Source organism: Vibrio sp. F13, from assembly GCF_020806305.2.
Taxonomy (GTDB): domain Bacteria; phylum Pseudomonadota; class Gammaproteobacteria; order Enterobacterales; family Vibrionaceae; genus Vibrio; species Vibrio crassostreae_C.
Map to the genome: position 1 here is coordinate 1,360,584 of NZ_CP170175.1, position 22,091 is coordinate 1,382,674.

Genomic DNA, 22,091 nt, shown 5'->3' on the forward strand with positions numbered 1-22,091 from the left:
TTCACCGTATATTCGCTGACTCGGGCATAAGGTCTTTTCGGCTAATTTAAGGCCTATTCGGCTAATTTTCTCAGCTTCTCTGGCAGCTGAAACTCGCCAGAGCTACGAGAAAGTTCGCTCACCGTTGGTGAATCCAATGGTCCTTTCACCGAATAATTTACTTGGGTAAAGACTTCCACAACTGGCGAGATAACCGTGGTCACCGCCAATACGTACAGCGCCGTTTGAGGGGTTACCGCAAAGGCCGTTAATACGGGAATACCCGAGGTAATATCTGGGGTAAAGTTCACCTCAGCATCAACCTGACGCGTGTTGAGGTTAGCGATACCTTTGATTTTCATCTCACCTGCGACCGCATCCATGTTCAGATCATTGGTCAGGAAGATACCATTTTGAATCTCGCCCGTTCCGGTGATGCTGTTGAAGGCCATACCTTTATCAAACACATCTGAGAAATCGAGCTGCATCTTACGGATGATCGAATCTAGGCTAAACAGGCCAAGTAATCGAGCTGCGCCGCTCACATCCGAGATAATGCCTTTACCAAACTTGGTTTTAACGTTGCCATCAAGGGTATCCATTTTGATTCCCCAAGGCGAACCATCCCAATTTAGTTGACCTTCCAACGCGAATGGCGCTTTTTGAATCCCGGAAGTAATACCAAAGCGCTCCATGAGCTCGCTGTTGTTTTCACCCTCAACATCAACGGTTAACGATGAATGACTCTTGTCACCTTGCAGTTCCCACCAGCCACTCACATCCGCTTTGTTACCGCCGCTTCGCACCTGGATTTTGTTCCACTCGATACGATCTTCGTTCCTCGTCATTTCAACATCGACCTTACCCACCTTGTAGCCTTGCAGCCAAAAGTCGTTCAGCGTCAGGGTCAGGTTTGGCATCGCATCGTGGATCTCTCTATCCAATTTGGATATCAATGGCGCAGCTTGTTCTTTACGTTGCAGCAGTTGCTGATCTTGGTTGTTCTTATCACTCCACTCAGGAACAAACAGATGCAGACGATCCAGTGAAACTGTCAAATCATAAGGAGGCAGGTAGTTAATATCCCCTTCTAGCTCTTGGCTAGACACGTCCAGTTGCCACGCCTGTTTGTTCTTACGAGCACTAAAATCGACGTCATTCCAAGAGATACCACCCAAGATCAGCTCTTTACTCTCAAAGGTAATACGGCTTGGCGCAGGTATGGTTGGCGTGTTCATTTGACTAAGTACAGCCGTTGAAGGCTTTACCGGTTCCATTACAACCGATAACCAATCATCGGCATTGAATTTGTCTGTACGAATCAGTGCGTGATGGCCCACCACCGGGCTAATTTTGTAGCCACCGCGACCAAGCACTAAGTTGGTCGCCGTTAACTCAGGCACGTCGCCTGTGATATCAATCTCAGCTTGGTACTTGGTGTTTGGCAATTGCAGGCGCGCGGTAATCGTCTCTTGGTTACCCGATGCCTGTAGCCTTGCAGAGCCACTTTCTAGTGATTTTTTCGCCAATGGATATGGGTAATCACTCGCCAAGTATTTTAGGTCTGACTGTAAGTCTAGTTGGTAGGTAAAGCCGATATCATTCAGCTGGATATCAATCTGGCTTTGCCATTGCGCATGACCTGATAAGCGGCTTAACCATTGCTCACCGATGTAAGGTTCTAGAGGCTTGACGTCCCAATCACCTAACACATCAATATCAACTGCATAGCCAGGACCATCATTAAGGCCCTTAAAATCAAGCGAGATACCTTGGTTAAGCAGATCCGCAGCGAGGCCATTTGCCGTCACTACGTCATTATCAAATTCAATTCGACCCGTGGTGTTCTCGAGCACCATTGGCGGCGCTTCAATCTCAACATGGTTGCCACTTAAGTCGGCGTAACCCCATGCTCTTGCTTCTTTTTCAGAATCAAACGGAATATTCAGCTGGAACTCAGAAGAGACATCACCACTCACTTGAAGTGCGGTTAAGGCTGCGCCTACCGAGCCCACCAGTGGCGAAGACGTCATGTAATCGCGTACTGCGTTGCCAGACGCCGTCGCTTTAGCTTCAATTTCAATATGGCCGCCTTCCCCTAAATAAGGAATGCGTCCTGTGATTCGATCTGCCGTCACATCCATCAGTTGAGCTGAGCGAGAATCCAGATGCATCGCATCATTTTCAAACAACAGATCAAGCTGAAGATCAGTAATCAGTGGCCACGCGGTATCAAAGCTGAATTTCGCATCTTCTAAGCCAACCCAAACCTGGAAAATACCATCGTGGTTAGTGTATGGATATTGAGACAAATCACCATGCCACAACAGTTTTACGGTATCCGCTTTACCGGCTTGAATCGCAGTTGAAAGGTAGTCTGTTAGATCTTGCCCAAGAGCCAGTGTAGGTAAGTAGCGCCATGTTTCACCGACATTGTAAGCGTCCGCTTCGCCGTAGAAGGATAAAAACGGGCTCGCATCTTTTGGGAAGTCTAAGCGGAATGCGCCTAGTACTTGTAAATCGGGGGTGGCAGCTGTGATTTTGTCTGACCACAGCTTCCAGCCGTTTTCATCTTGCTGCCAAACAATATCAACCTGACCTTGTTTGATATTCAAAGGCGCTTGGAATACGTCACCATAAGGGAACACATCGTCAATAACATGCAGGCTAGCTTTCGCTTCCGAGGCCGAACCAAACACACTACCAGACACTTGGCTAAAGCCTGGGACTAGTTCCCACTGCTCGATAGCAAGATCAGAAAAACTGGCTGAATAACGTAAACTGTCAATTCCCGAACCCATGGAAACACGGATATCAGAAACAGAGCCGCCCGGCGCCAATACGTTAATCATTTTGGTTGATTGTTCAGAGTCAGGCAGCAGCTTAATCAACGGAGTAATAGTCGCAATATCCAGCTCAGAAATGTTGAGTTGCCATGGACCTTGATTCCACTTGAACGCTACGTCGAGTTCCGGCCAAGGTGTGTCATCCGTTCTAAGGTTTAGTGAGTGACCATTTACTTGCCAACCATCATCAGTCGGCGACAACTTAAAGACACCGGACTCAAGCATGAGGTCATGCTCGCCATCTTCGTTCCACGCCAGTTCTGAGGGTAAAACCTCAACATAAGCGCTCACTGGCTTGCTATTTCGCAGCGTAAGCCAGCTATTCAAGCTCACAGTACCCGTTTCAATGCCGGATTCCGCCTGCATATAATGCGTAAGCCATGGCTTAACAGAAATGCTGTCGGCACTGACATAAAACTCACCAGTCACATCAGTCAGTGACCCACCATCAATAAAGTTAGCACTCACTGACAGAGAGTTTAGATTGGCATCTTTGATACTCACCACACCTTCAGCAAGGTGATGTTTGTCTGAATTTTGCCATTTTAAGGTTTCTATATCGAGCTGACGTTCTTCACCCGAAACAGAGTGATAAAGAATAGAAGAATCTTTTGCAGTTACATCGACGAGTGTTTTTAGCAGTAAATTATCGAGCTCTTGTATCACTCGCTTGGAAGACTCGGGATCTGTAGGTTCGTCTTTGCCATTTTGTCCGGCAAACAGATCAATTGAGCGGATATCAAGATACATTTGATTCATGACTAGATCGGCCACAACCGGGCGCATCTGCACGAGCGATTGAATCAAGTCAAACTCGACTTCAACACGCTCAACAGAGAAGGTCACATCTTCTGCATTGGGGAGGCTAGCTTTAACGCCTTGCAGAGCAATAGAGGGGTGAGTGTTACGCCAAAAACCGCCCACGTCTTGAATCGAAAAATCAAAACCGGAGTGTTGGTTTACCCAAAGCTCAATTTCAGATTGATACTTGTTTAAATTGGGCAAGGCTACACGCAGTGTAGTAACGGCAATGGCTAGCGTTACTAAGAGAGTAACCACTAACCATAAACATGCACGTAGAATCAGAGTAACGCTTGAGCTCACAAAATTTCCATTACATCATAACAACATCAAACTGCTCTTGTATGTACAGAGGCTCAGCCTGGATTTTAACTTGCTTACCAATAAAGACTTCAAGCTCCGCAAGCGCATGAGATTCATCGCCCTCTAACGCCTCAGCTACGGCAGCTGCCGCATAGACCACAAATTTATCGGCGTCGTACGCACGATTCACTCGCGTGATCTCTCGAAGAATTTCATAACAAACGGTTTCAACTGTCTTCACACTGCCGCGGCCTTCACAAGCAGGACAGCTCGAACATAGGATATGCTCAATACTTTCACGAGTACGTTTACGAGTCATCTCAACCAAACCAAGCTGCGTGAAGCCATTAATATTGGTTTTCACACGGTCTTTGTCGAGCGCAGCCTCTAAAGAAGTTAGTACTCGCTTACGATGTTCCTCAGACAACATATCAATAAAGTCGATAATGATGATGCCACCTAAGTTACGTAGACGCAGCTGACGAGCAATCGCTTGAGTCGCTTCTACATTGGTGTTGAAAATCGTCTCTTCTAGATTACGACGACCAACAAACGCGCCAGTGTTGATATCAACCGTGGTCATCGCTTCAGTTTGGTCGATAATCAGATATCCACCAGACTTTAATTCGACTTTACGATCCAATGAACGCTGAATTTCGTTCTCGGTATCGTACATATCAAAGATAGGCTTATCACCTTCATACAGCTCAAGCTTGTCTGTCAGCTCAGGCACGTATTCAGAGGTAAACTCTTTTAGGTTTTCATATTCTAGACGAGAATCGACCTGAATCTTGCTCAGCTCAGTACCGACGAAGTCACGTAAGATACGTTGGCTTAAGCAAAGCTCACCATACAAACGAGTACGCGCCTTGTGCTTACCACGACGCTCTAATACTTTTAGCCATAATCGCTTCAAGAATGCGGCATCTTGTGCCAACTCATTTGAATCTGCACCTTCTGCTGCTGTGCGGATGATGAAGCCACCGTGTTCGTCACAGTAACGAGACACGACTTTTTTAAGACGGTTACGTTCAGACTCGCTGTCGATACGTTGAGATACACCAACATGACTTGCGCCCGGCATAAATACCAGATAACGAGACGGTAGAGTGATATCAGTGGTTAAGCGAGCACCTTTAGTACCAAGAGGGTCTTTGACCACTTGCACCACAATGTCTTGCCCTTGACGGACAAGCTCTGAAATATCACGAACCTGAAATTGTTTCTTTTCGTTTTCAGCGACACATTCAGTGTGTGGGACAATATCAGAGGCGTGTAAAAAAGCTGCTTTCTCAAGGCCTATATCCACAAAAGCCGCCTGCATTCCCGGAAGAACACGGCTTACACGTCCTTTATAGATATTTCCTACGATACCGCGTCGAGCATCTCGTTCGACATGGATCTCTTGAAGAGCCCCCCCTTCAATCATGGCCACACGAGTTTCACTCGGGGTCACGTTCAGCAACAATTCAGCACTCATGGTGCACCTCAGATTAGTAATTATAAGAATTCTTGCAGTAGCTGGTCCGTTTCAAATAAAGGTAAGCCGACAACGGCGTAATAACTACCTTCGATTCGGGTGACAAAGCGTCCGCCCAAACCTTGGATCCCATAGCTACCGGCTTTATCGCATGGCTCCCCTGTTTGCCAGTATTGTTCTATTTCTTTTTCACTGAGGGGTTTAAACCATACGTCGGTAATAATGACTTCTGTTCTTTGTTTTTCTTCTGAAACCACAGAAACCGCCGTCATCACTTGGTGACGTTCATTCGCTAACTGAGTAAGCATGCGCTTAGAGTCAGCAAAATCGGTGGGTTTCTCAAGCACTTGCCCTTGGCTTACGACGACTGTGTCAGAACCAAGAACGACTATATCAGAGCCATGATCTACAGTATCAGAACTAGGAACGACATGCTGCCTTTCAGAAGGGTTATCTTTCAATAAAGACAACGCAGCTAAAGCTTTATCTAAAGATAGTCGCTTAACATATTCTTCGGCGGTTTCTTGAGCGTGTTTACACTCTTCAACATCGGTTACGAGGACAGAAAACTCATAACCGAGTTGAGATAGCAATTCTTTGCGGCGTGGAGAGCCGGATGCCAAAACTAAATGTTTCTTTTCCATCGTCACGCTACCTCACATGCCAATGGCGACGCACGCGTCTCATTAATAAAAACATCCAAGGCCAAAGTATACAGTTTATCAATGCGCTCCATAACGATAACGGATTGAAAACAACATCTTGGATCAAATATTCACCAAAGAAGATCAACACCTCAAACAAGACCGTTAACGCGGCAATGATCATCGCTTGCTGCCATAACGCCATGTTACGAATGACGAGGAAGTTCATCGCAATAATGTACATCACTATTGCCATCATCATGCCTCGAATACCCAGAGTAGAGCCGATCAAAAGGTCCCACAATAAGCCTAAAATCAAAGCACTACCCACGTTAACACGATGCGGTAGAGCCAAAACCCAGTAACACGTAACCAGCAGTAACCAAGATGGTCTAAATAAATCTAAGCTACCAGGCCAAGGGATCGTCTGCAGAATCAGTGCTATTAAAAATGAGCAGAAAATTACTACCTTGCTTCTCAAAACGCTATTGGCCATCTTCGCCCTCTAACAATGCTTGTTCTATGCTCGATTGATCCGCTTGCATCTGTTTGTTTTCATCAGGCCATACAAGCAGCAGGTATCTGAGCTTATCGAACTCAACCACAGGCTCTGCTTTAATCACAGCGAACTCACGTTTCGGGTCGTAATCAACGGCCGTAACATAGGCGACTGGATAACCTTCTGGATATACCCCACCAAGACCTGATGTCACCAACAGATCTTCTTCTTGTATATCGGTACTGGTTGGAATGTGCTCTAGCTGGATCTCATCAATCATGCCATTGCCCGAAGCAATCACACGGATGTCATTACGAATAACCTGAACAGGAATCGCATTGTTTGCATCAGTGAGTAGTAATACACGACTATTATGAGCAGCAACGAAAGTGACTTGGCCGACAATGCCTTTTTCGTTGATCACCGGCTGACCTTCATACACCCCATCAATCTGACCTTTGTCGATCACGACTTGATGGCGATATGGTGAAGTGTCTACCGCCATAACTTCTGTGACGACTTTCTTCTCATCACGGATAAACGGCGAGCCTAACAGCTTACGAAGGCGCTTGTTTTCTTCTTGATATTGCTCAAGCAGAATCAGCTCGCTCTTCAGACGCAAGACTTCTCGTTTAATATTATGGTTAGATTCAATTAACCCTTTGCGAGTGCTAAAACGGTCGTAAACACCATCGAACATAGTGCGAGGCAAGTTGGCTGCATATTGAATAGGCGCAACCATGCTGTTTAATAGATAGCGAACATTTGAGAAAGCATCTAAACGACTATCAGCCAGCATAAGGCTGGCTGATAAAATTACAGCAAAAAACAGGCGCAATTGTAGAGAGGGACCTCTACCAAAAATTGGCTTCATTCTATATTTGGTCCTAGAGCTACATTTGATCCTATAGACAAGGTCCTAGGCTCTTTACATAAAACTAGATAAGAAAAGAGCCTAACACTAGATATTATTCTTCGCTGAACAGATCGCCGCCGTGCATGTCGATCATCTCTAGAGCTTTACCGCCACCTAGAGCAACACACGTTAATGGCTCTTCTGCAACAACAACAGGGATACCTGTTTCTTCTGTTAACAGGCGATCAAGGTCTTTAAGCAGTGCACCACCACCTGTTAGTACCATACCGTTTTCTGAGATATCAGAAGCCAGCTCTGGTGGACACTGTTCAAGTGCAACCATCACTGCAGATACGATGCCAGATAGAGGTTCTTGAAGTGCTTCAAGGATTTCGTTTGAGTTTAGGCTAAAGCTACGAGGCACACCTTCAGCAAGGTTACGACCACGTACTTCGATCTCTTCGACTTCATCGCCAGGGTAAGCTGAACCGATTTCGTGTTTGATCTTTTCTGCCGTTGCTTCACCGATCAAGCTGCCGTAGTTACGACGAACGTAGTTGATGATCGCTTCATCAAAACGGTCACCACCAATGCGAACAGAAGACGAGTAAACCACACCGTTCAGTGAGATAACCGCAACTTCAGTAGTACCACCACCGATATCAACAACCATTGAACCTGTTGGCTCAGAGACACGTAGGCCAGCACCAATCGCAGCAGCCATAGGCTCATCGATTAAGTAAACCTCACGAGCACCAGCACCTAGCGCAGATTCACGGATAGCACGACGCTCAACTTGCGTTGAACCACAAGGTACACAAACCAAAACGCGAGGGCTTGGTTTAAGCACACTGTTGTCATGCACTTGTTTAATGAAGTGCTGAAGCATTTTTTCCGTTACGTAAAAATCAGCAATTACGCCATCTTTCATTGGGCGGATCGCTGAAATGTTACCAGGCGTACGACCAAGCATTTGCTTAGCAGCGTGGCCAACAGCAGCGACACTCTTTGCAGAACCCGCACGATCTTGGCGAATAGCTACAACTGAAGGCTCATCAAGAACAATGCCTTGGCCTTTTACATAAATAAGGGTATTGGCTGTACCTAAATCAATCGATAGGTCGTTTGAAAACATGCCACGAAGTTTTTTAAACATATTCTTCGCTCATCCTGCAAGAATTAGAAGACAAAAATTGCACTAAATGTACCAATGCCTTGCTGTTACGGCAAGGCATTGAAGTACAAACATGGACTGAAACCCGCAATTTCTTACAGATTCCTAACTTAAGGGGCAAAAATTATATTATTACTGACCTGTTAAGCCACTTTCACCTCGGTAGATCACACGATCGTTACCACGGTATATACCAAATGTGACGACGGTGGATGGATCTTCATCACCCAGTTGGCGCCAGTTGTAACGTAGCCATGGTTGATCTTGATCACTGCCACTACATGAGATGTTATTTCCGCCATCGCTATCAGGCTCAGAGTCATCCATTCTTAACCACAGACGAACTTGCTCACGTGGCGCGTCTGTTCCTGCTGGCGTATTTTGATTTGCTGTGACCTCTTCTTCTCCATCATCCAAATTTCCACTACCGTTAAGTGAAACTAAAGTGGTTGCCGCCCCTTCACTGTGCCAAATAACTTGTTTACAAGTATTAGCCCCATTGAAGGTACTGCGGTCATCATCCTCGTTAACAATAAACTCGCTGCCATCCCAGAACTCAGCGCGCAATGGAATAGTTAGAGTAGTATCAGAATTGCCACCAATATCATCTAGCACCATTCGACCATAACGAGCTGGAGGCTGGACCGGAAACTCGACAGAATCAGTCAAAATATCAGAGTCAGTAAATGAAACAGGATCAACTCCTGCAACAGTCAAGCCAAAGTGGGTAATAGTGGAGTTAGCATCTGAAGTATTAAACGGTGCATCTCTGCGGCTAACGTCATCCAAATCCGTAACTCGCTGAAGAACAGCGGCACTATCGTTCAACAACCAATGCTCACGATCATTAGACCAAGACCCAGCATCCGTATCTAGCAAGAAGCCGTTATCTATATTGCTATCATCTAGAACACCAAACTTTGCTTGTAGTTCTGTATTAAAGAATCGGTAATTATTAAGCGCATTATCCGTATCACCTTCACCTGATGCCATTGGATACACTAGATGAACAGCAGAGTCATAAGGCTGACCTAAATAAGCAATGTCGTTTTGATTAGCGACATTCCATTCAGGGTTATCTTGCAGGAAGTACTTCGGATAGAAGCGGCCAATTGATTTACTTCCAGAGAAGCCACCAAGAATCTTGCCATAAAAACTATTCGAGTCTTCGGTCACTTCAAAATTTATACTACCAACTTCTGAATAATTTAAACTTTTGAATTTATAACCATTATCATCAAGACTAATATCGGAACTAGACTGAGTCAATTGGCTACCAGGCTCTAAGCTACCAAGCACTGCACCATTATTGCTAGGAGTATCCAGAGTATGAGTTGCAACGACAGCACCAGAGGACAGCAAATAGTTTTGTGTTACTAAGCTATTATTACACGAAGGGTTAGCGTTACTCGAGAATCTAATTGGTTTAGCAAACACGTCAAACTCTTCCCCCGCTGCAACAAACGCATTCCCACCACTGCTGTTACCATCAGAATTGCTGCCCGTACAAATAGCAAATTGCCAAGGACGAGAATTCACCAAAAAACTACCAGAAAGTTTATCAATACCACTCTCAGGGCAACCCGACATCTCACTACAATCAAAGGTGCTGTCGGTCAGAGTTACTTTGAACTGACCTGACTCTTGAATCGAAAGTGTGTCGGTTGTTTCACCGTTATCACTCACCTCAAAATCAGGCGTATAATCTAATAAGGTTATCGCACTATTTCCGTTCGCAGGTTGAACGATACCTAAACTAACTTTAGGGGTGCCTACATAATCTTGTGATAAAGATGAATCTTGCGAATTACAAGAGGATACCTTTGCCGTCACGAGGTAATCATCCCCAGCCACAACAAACTGTTCATCAACATCGAACTTATAAGGTACAAAGTTAATTTTTGATGCAGCCGTTTCTAAATCACCATTCCAAGTACCACTGGCATCATAACTCTCTAACTTAGATGAAGATAAGTACAAAGTTTTTTGCCCATTAACAAAGTGACTTTGGTAATCCCCCGAAGATGTAGAGCAACTGTTTCCATTCTCATCTTCACACCACTTCCCAGTAGAATTTGGTGAATGTGATGCAGTGAAGTTATCTTGAACGGTGCTAATCACGTTGCCATCATCATCTACGACTTTAAACTCAACCTCAGCGACCTCACAAGTTAGAACATGAGAATATTTTGGGGTAACGACAAGAGAACCAGTTGGAAGTGGAGGAAGTGGACAGCTATAGTCAGGTTTATTAATAACTAAACCACTCTGCGAAACAACGCTCGCAGCAGTAACTGCGCCTTCCACTGTAAGTAAGTTTGGCAGGTTAAGTGTTTTCGCTAAAATAAAGCCTCTAAAGTTTCCTTTCAACTGTACAGTTGCATCTGGAGCATAAATGATTGGGTATGCGTTCTCATTAACAATATTGACGCTATTATTAAATTTAAAGCTTGTAACTACATTTATTTTAGAGCTATTTTCAAATATAAAATCACTTCGGCTTGTATCCGAAGCCAAAAAGTTATTAAAAGTTACTGATGATTGTTCAGGGATAATTAATACTAAACCACTACCATTTGATATTTCGAAATCATCAATATATAAACCATCTTTAAGGTGTACCCTTATTTCTGGATACTCATTGCCTAAATCATTTATATATAGTCGTTTCAAGTCTTCATTGATATACACATTAGCATTAGCTCCTGCTAACTCAAATGAACACAAGTTTGACGCATCACATCTAGACTTGATGTTTTTATCAATAGCTAGGCTCTCTGTTACAGAACGACTCGGAACATTAGGCAACAAACTATGGTCAATCTTTCGTCGGTTTAGTTGACCATCCTCATTCCCTACAGCACAACCTAAATCATCTCCACAGACATCATGGTTGTACATTTGATTTGTACCTCCCTCTAAATCAAATCCGACTAAAAGCAAACTCTCGGGATCAGGATTAGATGGACTCCAAGATCAATCATTGTCAATTGAAAAAGCATCAAGATAATCGGGAGACCAGCCATTGAAAGTTGTGCCCCACCCATTATTAATAATCAATGAACTCTCAACCCCAGTCCAACTTTGGATAGGCTCAGGAAACAAGTTACATACGTTAACCGGAATCTCGACCTCGGGAATTTCAAATGCGAAATAGCCTACTGATTCATAAGCTCCATGTTTACGAGTACTAAGAGAAGTAGCATCTTCATCAAATGCGAATGTAAATTGCGACTCTCCTCCACTCACATACTGCTTACAATAACGTAGCCAACCACCATCACCACCATTTCGGGTTTGCTTATTAGCAATAACACCAAACTTATTAAAGTTTTGATGTAGTGATATTTCGTTATTCAGACATGACCAGCCTATAGATTTACCTGGCTCTATTTCAGTTTTTTGGTTGTAGGTACCAGGCGCTTGGAAAAACTCTATTTTTGATGTTTTAGACTCATCTTGCCCTGAAAAAGTAGGGACAGCTAAATAAGCGATTTGCTTAGCTGAAGAAGTTGGCCCTTGTCGACCACGCTCTAGAGCAAGCTTAAATTTTTGGTTAGTTAAACCAGAGATAGCTGTTGTGGCCCAATCTCGGTCCTTGCCCTGAACTTGAGCCATGATCACGGGGTTTGTAATATCACCTCCCTGATATGAGACCGTTTCCCAATCAGAGTTGCCACAAGCATTACCCTTACATTGAGATTTAGAAGTTACGATACTACCAGCTTCACCATAAACCTTGGCTCCATTGTGATCGTAAAATGTTAACCTTCCGGGATCGGTAACAAAATAATAAATAGGTGACATTCGATCGGTTGAACTATAACTCTCAGCCGATTCACTTTCTATTGTTGCGCCTTTCTTTGAGTCCCAAATAGTTGCAACACTAGCCTTTGTTGGCACACTATTCACGATATCATCAGGATCGATAGTCGACATTAAGAATACAATTGGATTGTCATATTGCTTCTGGAACAACAAGTTACAACCATAAGTACAATCCATACCTTCAATAGAACCAAACTCATATTGAACATCCTCCAAATCAGGGACTGGTTCTTTTTCTCCATCGGCACACTCAACTACAACGGTATCACCTGACACTTCTAAAGTACCATTACCACCGTTTATCACAATTGAAGTAGTCTGTTTCTGTTCATATCCAGAGCCTGTATCAAGCTTGTAAATGAGACTGCCGTTTTTACCATTATTAGAAGTCGGTCTATAAATTAGGAGAACTCTTTCTCCTGGATTCACGTTCTGATCGGTTATCTTAGCGTTACTACCACTAACGCTGGACCACAATTTAACTACAGAGTTATTTGACGTAAAAGTGATCGTGACAGGAGTTGGGTTTGGAATAGTAAAAGCAACAGAAAAGCCATCTTGTCTTTTTAGATCATTACATTGTTCAGGAGAAAATTCGTCAGCTATCGAAACGAAAGATGTCCCACATAAAACAATCATGACTGCAGTGAGCTTCAAAAAGTTCGCGTAACAACAAGGAAGATTTTTAATGGCTCTAAAAAGACCAACCCATAATTTCATACTCACTCCCTCACCCAAACTTCTTGAATACGCTGTACTTGGTTGATACCTGAGCCACAAATGGCTGTTGATTCAATCTTAAAAAAACCAACATCATCTAAAATTCCGATCGGAGTACAAGTTAACTCTTCAACTGTACAGATAGTCGACATCCCACTGCTCACTTGATTTGAATTTAAGTTACCACACGCTGCACTAACACTTGTTGAAACCGCGGGAGATACAGTCAAAGGGTACACTTGAGTAAGTGCCCACTCATTCGCAGAGTGTGCTAGCAACCAAGCCTGTGTCCCAAGTTGCTTACGGGTCAATGTATCGTGATTTGACCATTGGACTTGCACTAGAGAAGTCGCGAGGAAGCCCATCACCACGATAACAAATACCGCGACGACCAAAACACTCCCTTGTTGAGGTGATTTACTATGGCGCATTGAGTACCTGCACATCTTGTTGATAAACACTGATTTCGTTGTTTTGCTCAAGCACAAGTTCGATATGAATCACACCACCGCGCTGTAAGCTTGGCTCTTCGTAACGGAAGTTACTTTTTGTATAGTTAACGCTATCTGTGACCCTTACGCCATTACGCTCAATGACACCTTGTCCTTCGATAGTATTGTTCACTATACAGAAGCTGACATGATTGTTTTTTTCATAAATATAGTGTCGTTTTGCAATAGACTCACTCACAAGACTCAAAGCTGTAACACTGAAAGAGTTGGTATTCTGAACTGCACCCGAGACGTCAATTCGTTTATTGGACTCCACTGCCAAATCATTAAAACTACTTGGATTTATAATAAGATAATCTCCTACAGAGAGACTTGGGGCATCTTGACCAACAATGAAGTCCAATTGATTGCCTGGTTCATCGAAGTGATAAAAACCGGAATATTTGATCGAATAGAATGAAAGACACTTTCTATCAAAAGCAAGTGTAGGTAAAAAAGTCTGAACTTCAGTGAAGCTATTGGGAACTGCGTGGCTTATCTCTCGCGACATTTTCTCAACAACAAACTGCCCTTTTACTTGCACCTTTTGTCTATCGATAGTGTCGACATAACCTTTCATGCCATATTCAACAAAGCCTGCAATCGCTAGGCCAATGACGGCAACCACAACAATGGTTACGATCATTTCTATCAAAGTAAAACCACGTTGTTTCATTAGTAGTTCCCCTTGTAAGCAACCAAGCTATAACGGTTGTTACCACCAAAGATCTGTAACTCAACGCGCTTCATCGTTCCAATTACATTGTCGTTAAGCCCGTCCATGTCTTCGTCATAAAACACCAAGACCTCAACTCTAAAATTGGCATAACTGTCTTCGATATTTTCATCTAGGATATTAGCAAGTGGGTACTTAATAGGTGATACACATGCTGATTCAGTGGTATCGGTGTACCAGCATCCAATATAATCATCGACATCATTAAAAGCAGCGGGCGCAGTCTCTGCCCCATCCACTCCCAGTTCATAGGGACCAGAACAAGCAGTCGCACCTGCATCCCCACAACGCACCAGACCACCATCAAAATCACTGTGTTCATCAAAACCACGTGCCAACATTTGGTTCATCAAACTCTGACCTAAGGCCACGGAACGGTTTTGATACTGTGGGTCTGCTGAACTTGCCACTTGTGGTGCTAAAAAACTGGTAATCGTGACCATCGCAATACCCAAAACGATAATCACAACAATACTTTCAATCAGAGTAAAACCACGTGAGCGAATCATAGACATGCTCCCTCACGCACATAACCTTGAGAATTAATACAGACTTGGGCGCTATTGCTCGAAGTGGCTGAGTTAATCGTAATATTCACCCCAGCACTTACTGAAGGGTTCCCCAATAAATCAAAGTCGATAACAGTATTCGCTGGAGAAAACGTTATATCTGATATACGTACATAATCACTACGCGCATCGGCTTGTGACTTTTGAGCGCTGTTCGATAGATTTAAACTGCAAGCGGTGACAGAACCTAGACAGTTACTATTTATAGCAAGGCGAAAACTGTCATTAGCCGCTGAAACGTTCGATTGCATTCGATTGACTTGGATTTGGCGAATTACGGAAATGGTTTGCTCTTGCGCAGTAAAAGTAGAATAGCTAGAGGTACCAGCGAAGCGACTTGCGGCAAAGGTGGAAACAATACCGAGGATAATGATAACGATGATCAGCTCTACCAGAGTAAAGCCGTTGGGTGTGGGGCTGTTATCCATAATGAGCCTCTAACTGCCAAGCGAGTACTGATTATACAAGATAATGAAGCTTTCGCTCTTATGTATATGAATAGTTTTGATATTTGTATGTTTTGGATAGAAAAAAGGCCAGCAGGTGCTGGCCTAATCAAAAATATTTGACTTAGTTAGCAGAACAGATTGTACCAGTACCTGAAGATACAACGTTTGCAGTAGCCGGTGTATTAGCATTCTCAGCTTGAGTATATACAACACAGTTAGTAGTGTAATTTGGAATGCCAAAAGTTACTTGAGCAGGATCTGAATCAGTTACTACTTCAATAAATTCAAAATCATCACCGATTCCCTGAACGATATTTGTAATATCATCTTCAGTTGCATTTGGGTAACCAAAAGTAGTATTGATAGTTGAACCACCAGCGCTTAGAGCACCTGAAGTACTCTCGAAGCCTTCAATTGCAGCCTTACCATAAATAATGCTCGCTGAGCCTTGAATTGCACCAGCTAGACCTTCAAGCGTTGCATCCTTCGCATCATCTTGCAAGTTTAAGAAACGTGGTGCCGCAGTTACAGCAAGAATACCTAGAATAACAATTACAACCACTAGTTCGATTAGGGTGAAACCGCCTTGTCTTTTCATAGTTAAGCTCTCTCTATGTTTAATTTTACGCAGACTTACTGCAAAGTTACGGTCACACGACCAGTTTTAATTTCGTAAACAAATTCATGCTCGGTACTACCTTCTAATTGAACGTAAGTACAGGTTGCATCACCAGAATTTGCTTGCGCTGAATACTTGTAGTTTGAGTCGTTCGCTACATCTGAAACCGCACCTACTTTAGGTGGATTTTGCAGCAAGTTTTCCATCAACTCAGAACATGTTTGGTCTGAAATATCTTGTGGAGCAGTGCTCGAATTATTGTTCAGAGTCCACGGATAGCCATCACGAAAGTCGGTCTCGACGTTGTTACTGTTTTTTGATCTTGTTAACCAAAAATCAACACCATCATAGTTTACAGTATTGTATGTTTCAACACCTATCTTCTCTGACGGCCTTGCTTCCGCTTCCCATTGTGCTCTTGCTGACAAAACAGCCGTTGCAAAGCCACCAGCGACACCTTCAATACTGGATTTCTTGGCTTCATCCGTCACATCAAGAAAACGAGGCAACGCAGCGACCGCCAATAAACCAACAACTACGATCACTATCACTAATTCGACAAGGGAGAAACCCTTTTGATTCTTAAGCATTTTCTACCTACTCATCTAATTATTAACGCGCATTATACATTCGCGCACGTATAAAACCATACTAAAACTGTCAATATTTTCACAAAGCCAAAATATTGGCTTTTACACTAAACCTTTCTCTTTCAAGTAATATATCTACCTGATATTTATCAGCATAATGATAACTACAGTGAAAGTGTCTGTTGTCACTTTTATCTTCAACTCTTGGAGAGCTTAGCCCTAAAATGCTCCCTTGAGGATATAATTGATCCAGCCAATAATTACAGTCTCGCTCCGTACCTTGGATAGGCATTACCCACCCAGTTCTGCTGTAGATCTTTGGGGGTTCCGAGCCTTCTTCTTGCCCAGCACCCGATAACAAATACTGCTGTTTGAACAAATTGGCTTGCTCTAAAATCCGCTTGCTCGCGACGATAAATGCCGTGTTAGTCGCTTCTTCTTCTACCGTTTTGAATGCCGAAAGCACACCGACAATAAGAAAAAGAATAACCACTGTCCAAATAACAAAACGTGAGCGTTGTAGGTTATTTAGCATTCCCTAGCCTTTGATCGCATCCAACATTCCCCACATCGGCAAGAAGATACCTAGCGCCAAAATCAGCACCATGCCTGCAACGATGGTTAACAAAATGGGTTCAATTCTGGCGGTTAAGGTTTTCAGATCGTAATCGACTTCGCGGTCATAAAAATCAGCCACTTCAAGTAATAGCTCATCAATACGACCCGTCTCTTCACCGACGGAGATCATTTGTATCACGAGCGGTGTGAAAATTTCGCTGTTAATCGCGGTCGACGAAACCGTACTACCGGCTTCAATGGCCGATTTCATGGCTTGAACTCGCAACTCTAGAAAACGGTTATCTAAAGCTTCCGCCGAAAGCGCTAGCGACTGGTTCAGTGGAACACCCGCTTTAAGCATCAAAGCAAAAGTACGCGAGAAGCGTGACAACAGTGCTCGATTCACTACCCCGCCAATGACCGGCATTTTTAAGCGTAATCGATCCCACTTTTCCAAGCCTTTGTCTGTCTTCACCCAAGCTTTAAAAGCGAAGATAAGACCAAAGATCACTCCAAGCATTAAGCCCCAGTAATTCACAAAGAACTCAGACATACCAATCAAGATACGAGTAGGCAGCGGCAAGTCGACACCAAAGCGCGCAAACATGCTTGAGAACTGTGGAATAACCTTGATGTTAAGAATGAACATTGCAATCAAGATAAAACTGATCACGAATGTTGGGTAACGCATCGCAGTCTTAATTCGTTTGCGAGTCTCAACTTCTTGTTCGTAATATCCAGCTAATTGCAGTAAAGCCTGATCTAGACGGCCTGTGTTTTCACCAACGCCAATCATCGAGACAAACAACGGACTGAATACCTTTGGGTGCATCTGCATTGACGCCGCTAAGCCGCGACCATTGGTTAGCTCAGCAACCACCTCTTCCAAGGCGGCTTTCAGCTGCTTATTTTCGCAGTTTTGAGTGAGGCCTTTCATCGATCTTAATAGTGGTACACCCGCTTTGGTTAGGCTGTATAACTGTCGACAAAACAGAACCAACACCTCTAACGGTACACTCGGAAAGAACAGACTCGATACATCCATATCTAAGACTGAACCACCACTTTTGCCCAGTTTGATAGAGGTTGGAATGATCCCTTTACTCATCAAGCTTTCAGCAGCAAGATCTTCGTTATTCGCGTCTAATTGCCCACTTACTTGACTACCATCAGAGCTGCGACCTACATAACGATACGTTGGCATATCATTCTACCCCTACAGATAAATTGGGTCAGTGGCACCGGACGCATCACCTTCGCCAAGATGCATTATCTCATCAAGACTCACGACACCTTGCAGAGCCAATTCCATCGCAGAAGCCAATAACGGTTTATAGTTTTCAGACTGTCTCGCCTTTTGAGCAAAACCTACCGCATCATTAGCTCTCAGCGCATCCATCATGTTTTGCTCTAGCTCCAACATTTCAAATACACCAATTCGCCCGCGGTAACCGGTTAAGTTACAGTTCTGGCAACCACGGCCTTTCATAAACGGCACACCTACTTGGTTAGGGAAACGGACGCTCAGCCATTGCTTGCGAGGTTCATCTAACTCATCCTCAACCTTACAATCTGTACACACTTTACGAACTAATCGCTGTGCGACTACTGCTCGAACAGCGCTCGCGACCAAGTAACCCGGAGCACCCATATCCATCATACGCAACGCGCTGTCTACCGCATCATTGGTATGTAACGTACTTAATACTAAGTGGCCGGTCAGTGCAGCTCTCAAGCCTATCTCAACGGTTTCGTGGTCACGCATCTCACCGATAAGAATAATATCGGGATCCTGACGTAGAAAGGTTCTCAAGATAGTAGAGAAATCGAGATTGATCTTAGGGTTTACCTGAACTTGATTCACACGAGGTAGGCGGTATTCCACCGGGTCTTCCGCAGTAATGATCTTTTTACCCGGTTCGTTTAATTCACTTAACGCGCCGTATAAGGTTGTTGTTTTACCTGAGCCGGTTGGTCCGGTAACCAAAATCATGCCATGTGGACGGCGCAATTGTTGACGCAGACGAACCAACAGATCACTCGGTATGCCCGACTCTTCTAGTTTACGTAGGCCTGCTGACTGGTTAAGAAGACGCATAACCACTGATTCACCGTGCTGTACTGGCATGGTCGACATACGAATATCAACCGACTGACCTTTAGATCGGATATTAAAGCGACCATCTTGAGGAAGACGTTTCTCTGAAATATCGAGGTTTGCCATCAGCTTCAAGCGCAGTACAAGTGCAGAAGCGATATTCACTTCATTCAGCAATGTTTCATGCAGTACGCCATCAATACGCTGACGAAGACGCAATACGTTTGAATCTGGCTCGATATGAATATCCGAAGCACCAACCTGAATAGCATCTTCAAATAGCGAGTTGATCAGCTTAACAACGGTAACTTCATCACTATCTTCTTCAGCGATATCGAAATCAAAGGCATCATTAACTTGGTGTTCAGCGTGAAGCTGTTCTGCAAACGAGGCGATCTCTTTGGTTCTTCGATAATAGCGATCGAAGCCATCAACCAATTGCCTTTCTTGAGCAACAACGAATTCCAGCGCGTAATCGCCGAGCTGACCAAGCAAAGACTCTTGGGCAAACAGATCCGCAGGGTCACTCATTGCAACACGCAAAGTGTCACCTTGGCGTCCAATAACCAATGCACGAAGGCGACGAGCATGTACTTCGGGTAAAAGCTGTACTGCTTCAACATCGACAACGGCTCGGCTTAAATCAATAAGAGGAATCGCTAACTGCTGCGACAAAAAGCTCAGCATTTGCTGTTCTGACAAGAAGCCAAGCTCAATTAGCGCATCACCCAGCTTACGCCCAGTACTTTTCTGAGCGGCCAGTGCTTGTTCAACTTGAGCCTCAGTGATAATGCCTTCTTCGACAAGCAAATCACCAAGTCTTTTTCTTAATCTAATTTGCATCGCCGCTCTCCTCTAAAGCATTGAGTATTTTTAACCGGTCACGCACAAAGCTTTGTGATTGAGATGAGATACCGACTCTAGTCAACGCACCTTGATATGATTGTTTTGCTGCAGCGAAGTCTAACTGGCGTTCTTGCTGAATCGCTAAGCCCAACCACCAGCGAGCGTTATCTGAATCGACTTCAACCAACTTTTGATAACTCTCGAGTGCGATTTCTTCTTGCTGTGATTTTTGGCTCAACGCCGCACGCATTGCTAGATACTCTTGAGTTGGATGCGGAGGCATGTGTACTAAAGGGCTCAGCGCCGCTTCTGATTGATTCGCTTTAACCAGCAGTTTAGATAACCCTAATCGCAATTTTTCACTGTTGATGTTGATCTTAATTCCAGACTGATAAAGCTCATAGGCTTTGCGAGTATCGCCTTTACCAAAATAGAGAATCGCAAGTTTCTGACGGACATCTTCATTTCGTGGCGTGTAGCGTAGAGCTTCAGTGTAGCCCTTCAACGCACCAGTAAGATCGTTCGCATCAAGCGCTTTCTGAGCTCGACCTTGTGCATTCACAGATAGCTGTTCCGGAGTTAACTCAACCTGTTCGATCAACATTCCGCTATTTTCTGAATCACCAGAGGCTACAGGCTCATTAGAGATAGACGCAGGGGCTTTTTTTGCCACACTAGCAACGTAAATCGGTTGGGGAATTTCAGTCTTAGTCGTTTCAGGCACGCTTAGAGCTTTAGCCGGTGTTTGTTGTTTTGTCGCTTTTGGGGCAGACATAACAACTGATTCGGAAACACTAGGCTTAGATTGAGCGCTTTTTGCCATCGCAGTGTTTTCTGTTGAAAGGATCGCAGAGTCTAGTGTCACCAATTTCTTAGTTGGCGATGAGATAGGTTGAGCAACTTCCTGAATGCCATTTGAATCATCAACGACAGAGACTTGAACCTGTAAATCTCGAGTTGAGATTGACTGCTCAACAATAGACTGATCAATCACAGGGCCTTGCGATATCGCCCAACCGCCCATCGCTAAGCTCAAAGTAAAACCTGCAACAACCCAAACTAGGGGGGAACGCGTTTTTACTTTAGGTACGACTGCGGCTTCAATCGAAGTCGCTGACTTTTTCTTTGCCAATTCAGACAAGGCGTTGTTAATGACGCTCATAATTAATTCCAACCCCACAGTATTGGCGTTTTAAATTTAGGCTTACACACATCGTACGTTTCATGCATAGCTGAAAAAAGATGTTGGTTGTCGATACTTTTCTTATCTTCACTGAACGAAAGCAATAGAGCCTTATGGCAAAGTTGGTTTATCAATCTAGGGATACCTAACGACGAACGACAGATCGCCTTTTTTTGATTCAAGCTGAATAACTCAGGACTGCCACCAGATTTAGCGATTCGATTATCAATATAAGCCACCGTTTCATCGAGATTCAGCGGTCTCAGTGTCGAACTAAATGTGATTCTTTGGCGAAACTGCCTTAGGTGATAAGCCTCTAATCGAGCATCCAATTCTGGCTGACCTAATAGAACAATCTGCAGCAGTTTTTTATCTTCCGTTTCAAGGTTACCAAACAACCTTAATGTTTCGAGCGCTTCATCCGATAGAGCCTGAGCTTCATCAAGAATAGCCACCACTCTTAAACCAGAATTGTGCAATTCAATGAGCTTATGCTGAATGTTATCAACCAAGGTTGCTTCATTATCGACAGCTAAACCAAGCTCTGTTGCAACCGCCTGGCGCAAGTCTGCCCCTGATAACACAGGGTTTGGTAAGTAGATCAGAGCTGTACAGTCATGTAGGTGATTGACCAACATCCGGCAAACCATGGTTTTTCCAGTGCCTACCTCTCCGGTCACCTTAATCACGCCCTCGCCCATTTCCAACGCCGAGATTACCGTCTGAATCGCTTCGAAATGAGGCGCTAAACCATAGAAGAAATCGGTATTCGGCGTTAAGGTAAATGGCAGTTGTTCAAAACCAAAGTGAGCTTGATACATA

The 22,091-nt window shown here is 44.0% G+C and carries 19 protein-coding genes; all 19 read right to left on the reverse strand.

What is annotated here, in order from left to right; genetic code table 11:
- Positions 1–53: 53 nt before the first annotated feature.
- The 19 genes from LMH68_RS06115 to LMH68_RS06205 all read right to left on the reverse strand — a co-directional run bounded on the left by LMH68_RS06115 (position 54) and on the right by LMH68_RS06205 (position 22,090).
- Entirely contained in the window at positions 54–3,929 is a 3,876-nt protein-coding gene (locus LMH68_RS06115) for a YhdP family protein (protein ID WP_229648284.1), read from the reverse strand.
- 10 nt (positions 3,930–3,939) lie between these two features.
- Positions 3,940–5,409 carry a ribonuclease G gene (gene rng, locus LMH68_RS06120; protein ID WP_017061363.1) on the reverse strand — a complete coding sequence of 490 codons (1,470 nt, stop codon included), beginning with the start codon at positions 5,407–5,409 and terminating at the stop codon, positions 3,940–3,942.
- 20 nt (positions 5,410–5,429) lie between these two features.
- On the reverse strand, positions 5,430–6,053 hold the full coding sequence (locus LMH68_RS06125) for a Maf family protein (protein WP_102393506.1): 624 nt from the start codon (positions 6,051–6,053) through the stop codon (positions 5,430–5,432).
- 7 nt (positions 6,054–6,060) lie between these two features.
- Entirely contained in the window at positions 6,061–6,549 is a 489-nt protein-coding gene (gene mreD, locus LMH68_RS06130) for a rod shape-determining protein MreD (protein WP_017061361.1), read from the reverse strand.
- Complete coding sequence (gene mreC, locus LMH68_RS06135; RefSeq protein WP_004735927.1) at positions 6,539–7,426, reverse strand: rod shape-determining protein MreC; 888 nt, start codon at positions 7,424–7,426, stop codon at positions 6,539–6,541. The genes mreD and mreC overlap by 11 nt, the downstream gene beginning before the upstream one ends.
- A 94-nt stretch (positions 7,427–7,520) precedes the next feature.
- Positions 7,521–8,564 (reverse strand): rod shape-determining protein, encoded by a 1,044-nt coding sequence (locus tag LMH68_RS06140; RefSeq protein WP_017062957.1) that lies wholly within the window; start codon positions 8,562–8,564, stop codon positions 7,521–7,523.
- Between the two features lie 150 nt (positions 8,565–8,714).
- Positions 8,715–11,483: a DUF6701 domain-containing protein gene (locus LMH68_RS06145; RefSeq protein ID WP_413755645.1), complete on the reverse strand. Its 2,769-nt coding sequence runs from the start codon at positions 11,481–11,483 to the stop codon at positions 8,715–8,717.
- A 75-nt stretch (positions 11,484–11,558) separates the two neighbouring features.
- Positions 11,559–13,130 carry a hypothetical protein gene (locus LMH68_RS06150; RefSeq protein ID WP_413755647.1) on the reverse strand — a complete coding sequence of 524 codons (1,572 nt, stop codon included), beginning with the start codon at positions 13,128–13,130 and terminating at the stop codon, positions 11,559–11,561.
- Between the two features lie 2 nt (positions 13,131–13,132).
- Positions 13,133–13,561: an MSHA biogenesis protein MshP gene (locus tag LMH68_RS06155; protein WP_229648286.1), complete on the reverse strand. Its 429-nt coding sequence runs from the start codon at positions 13,559–13,561 to the stop codon at positions 13,133–13,135.
- Complete coding sequence (locus tag LMH68_RS06160; protein WP_102398236.1) at positions 13,551–14,297, reverse strand: prepilin-type N-terminal cleavage/methylation domain-containing protein; 747 nt, start codon at positions 14,295–14,297, stop codon at positions 13,551–13,553. Before LMH68_RS06160 ends, LMH68_RS06155 begins: the two co-directional genes overlap by 11 nt.
- Positions 14,297–14,866, reverse strand: a complete 570-nt coding sequence (locus LMH68_RS06165) for a prepilin-type N-terminal cleavage/methylation domain-containing protein (RefSeq protein ID WP_229648287.1) — start codon at positions 14,864–14,866, stop codon at positions 14,297–14,299. The genes LMH68_RS06160 and LMH68_RS06165 overlap by 1 nt, the downstream gene beginning before the upstream one ends.
- Positions 14,863–15,354, reverse strand: coding sequence for a prepilin-type N-terminal cleavage/methylation domain-containing protein (locus LMH68_RS06170; protein ID WP_229648288.1), 492 nt, complete (start codon positions 15,352–15,354; stop codon positions 14,863–14,865). The genes LMH68_RS06165 and LMH68_RS06170 overlap by 4 nt, the downstream gene beginning before the upstream one ends.
- A gap of 142 nt (positions 15,355–15,496) precedes the next feature.
- Positions 15,497–15,973: a type II secretion system protein gene (locus LMH68_RS06175; RefSeq protein WP_229648289.1), complete on the reverse strand. Its 477-nt coding sequence runs from the start codon at positions 15,971–15,973 to the stop codon at positions 15,497–15,499.
- A 35-nt stretch (positions 15,974–16,008) separates the two neighbouring features.
- The gene (locus LMH68_RS06180; protein ID WP_102332739.1) at positions 16,009–16,584 is read right to left on the reverse strand and encodes a prepilin-type N-terminal cleavage/methylation domain-containing protein; all 576 of its coding nucleotides are present in this window, start codon (positions 16,582–16,584) and stop codon (positions 16,009–16,011) included.
- 79 nt (positions 16,585–16,663) lie between these two features.
- Positions 16,664–17,119 (reverse strand): MSHA biogenesis protein MshF, encoded by a 456-nt coding sequence (locus LMH68_RS06185; RefSeq protein ID WP_136982203.1) that lies wholly within the window; start codon positions 17,117–17,119, stop codon positions 16,664–16,666.
- Positions 17,120–17,122: 3 nt separating this feature from the next.
- Positions 17,123–18,346 (reverse strand): type II secretion system F family protein, encoded by a 1,224-nt coding sequence (locus LMH68_RS06190; RefSeq protein WP_017061351.1) that lies wholly within the window; start codon positions 18,344–18,346, stop codon positions 17,123–17,125.
- Positions 18,347–18,358: 12 nt separating this feature from the next.
- Positions 18,359–20,083 (reverse strand): GspE/PulE family protein, encoded by a 1,725-nt coding sequence (locus LMH68_RS06195; RefSeq protein WP_229648290.1) that lies wholly within the window; start codon positions 20,081–20,083, stop codon positions 18,359–18,361.
- On the reverse strand, positions 20,073–21,248 hold the full coding sequence (locus LMH68_RS06200) for a tetratricopeptide repeat protein (protein WP_229648291.1): 1,176 nt from the start codon (positions 21,246–21,248) through the stop codon (positions 20,073–20,075). The genes LMH68_RS06195 and LMH68_RS06200 overlap by 11 nt, the downstream gene beginning before the upstream one ends.
- A gap of 2 nt (positions 21,249–21,250) precedes the next feature.
- Positions 21,251–22,090, reverse strand: coding sequence for an ExeA family protein (locus LMH68_RS06205; RefSeq protein WP_017061348.1), 840 nt, complete (start codon positions 22,088–22,090; stop codon positions 21,251–21,253).
- Between the last annotated feature and the right edge of the window lies 1 nt (position 22,091).

Coding starts and splice junctions, on each gene's coding strand:
- mreC (WP_004735927.1), bottom strand. CDS start 7,426: ATGAAGCCAATTTTTGGTAGAGGTCCCTCTCTACAATTGCGCCTGTTT.
- LMH68_RS06145 (WP_413755645.1), bottom strand. CDS start 11,483: ATGTACAACCATGATGTCTGTGGAGATGATTTAGGTTGTGCTGTAGGG.
- LMH68_RS06170 (WP_229648288.1), bottom strand. CDS start 15,354: ATGGATAACAGCCCCACACCCAACGGCTTTACTCTGGTAGAGCTGATC.
- LMH68_RS06200 (WP_229648291.1), bottom strand. CDS start 21,248: ATGAGCGTCATTAACAACGCCTTGTCTGAATTGGCAAAGAAAAAGTCA.
- LMH68_RS06190 (WP_017061351.1), bottom strand. CDS start 18,346: ATGCCAACGTATCGTTATGTAGGTCGCAGCTCTGATGGTAGTCAAGTA.
- mreD (WP_017061361.1), bottom strand. CDS start 6,549: ATGGCCAATAGCGTTTTGAGAAGCAAGGTAGTAATTTTCTGCTCATTT.
- LMH68_RS06175 (WP_229648289.1), bottom strand. CDS start 15,973: ATGAAAAGACAAGGCGGTTTCACCCTAATCGAACTAGTGGTTGTAATT.
- LMH68_RS06180 (WP_102332739.1), bottom strand. CDS start 16,584: ATGCTTAAGAATCAAAAGGGTTTCTCCCTTGTCGAATTAGTGATAGTG.
- LMH68_RS06150 (WP_413755647.1), bottom strand. CDS start 13,130: ATGAAATTATGGGTTGGTCTTTTTAGAGCCATTAAAAATCTTCCTTGT.
- LMH68_RS06140 (WP_017062957.1), bottom strand. CDS start 8,564: ATGTTTAAAAAACTTCGTGGCATGTTTTCAAACGACCTATCGATTGAT.
- rng (WP_017061363.1), bottom strand. CDS start 5,409: ATGAGTGCTGAATTGTTGCTGAACGTGACCCCGAGTGAAACTCGTGTG.
- LMH68_RS06155 (WP_229648286.1), bottom strand. CDS start 13,561: ATGCGCCATAGTAAATCACCTCAACAAGGGAGTGTTTTGGTCGTCGCG.
- LMH68_RS06125 (WP_102393506.1), bottom strand. CDS start 6,053: ATGGAAAAGAAACATTTAGTTTTGGCATCCGGCTCTCCACGCCGCAAA.
- LMH68_RS06165 (WP_229648287.1), bottom strand. CDS start 14,866: ATGATTCGCTCACGTGGTTTTACTCTGATTGAAAGTATTGTTGTGATT.
- LMH68_RS06195 (WP_229648290.1), bottom strand. CDS start 20,083: ATGCAAATTAGATTAAGAAAAAGACTTGGTGATTTGCTTGTCGAAGAA.
- LMH68_RS06205 (WP_017061348.1), bottom strand. CDS start 22,090: ATGTATCAAGCTCACTTTGGTTTTGAACAACTGCCATTTACCTTAACG.
- LMH68_RS06160 (WP_102398236.1), bottom strand. CDS start 14,297: ATGAAACAACGTGGTTTTACTTTGATAGAAATGATCGTAACCATTGTT.
- LMH68_RS06185 (WP_136982203.1), bottom strand. CDS start 17,119: ATGCTAAATAACCTACAACGCTCACGTTTTGTTATTTGGACAGTGGTT.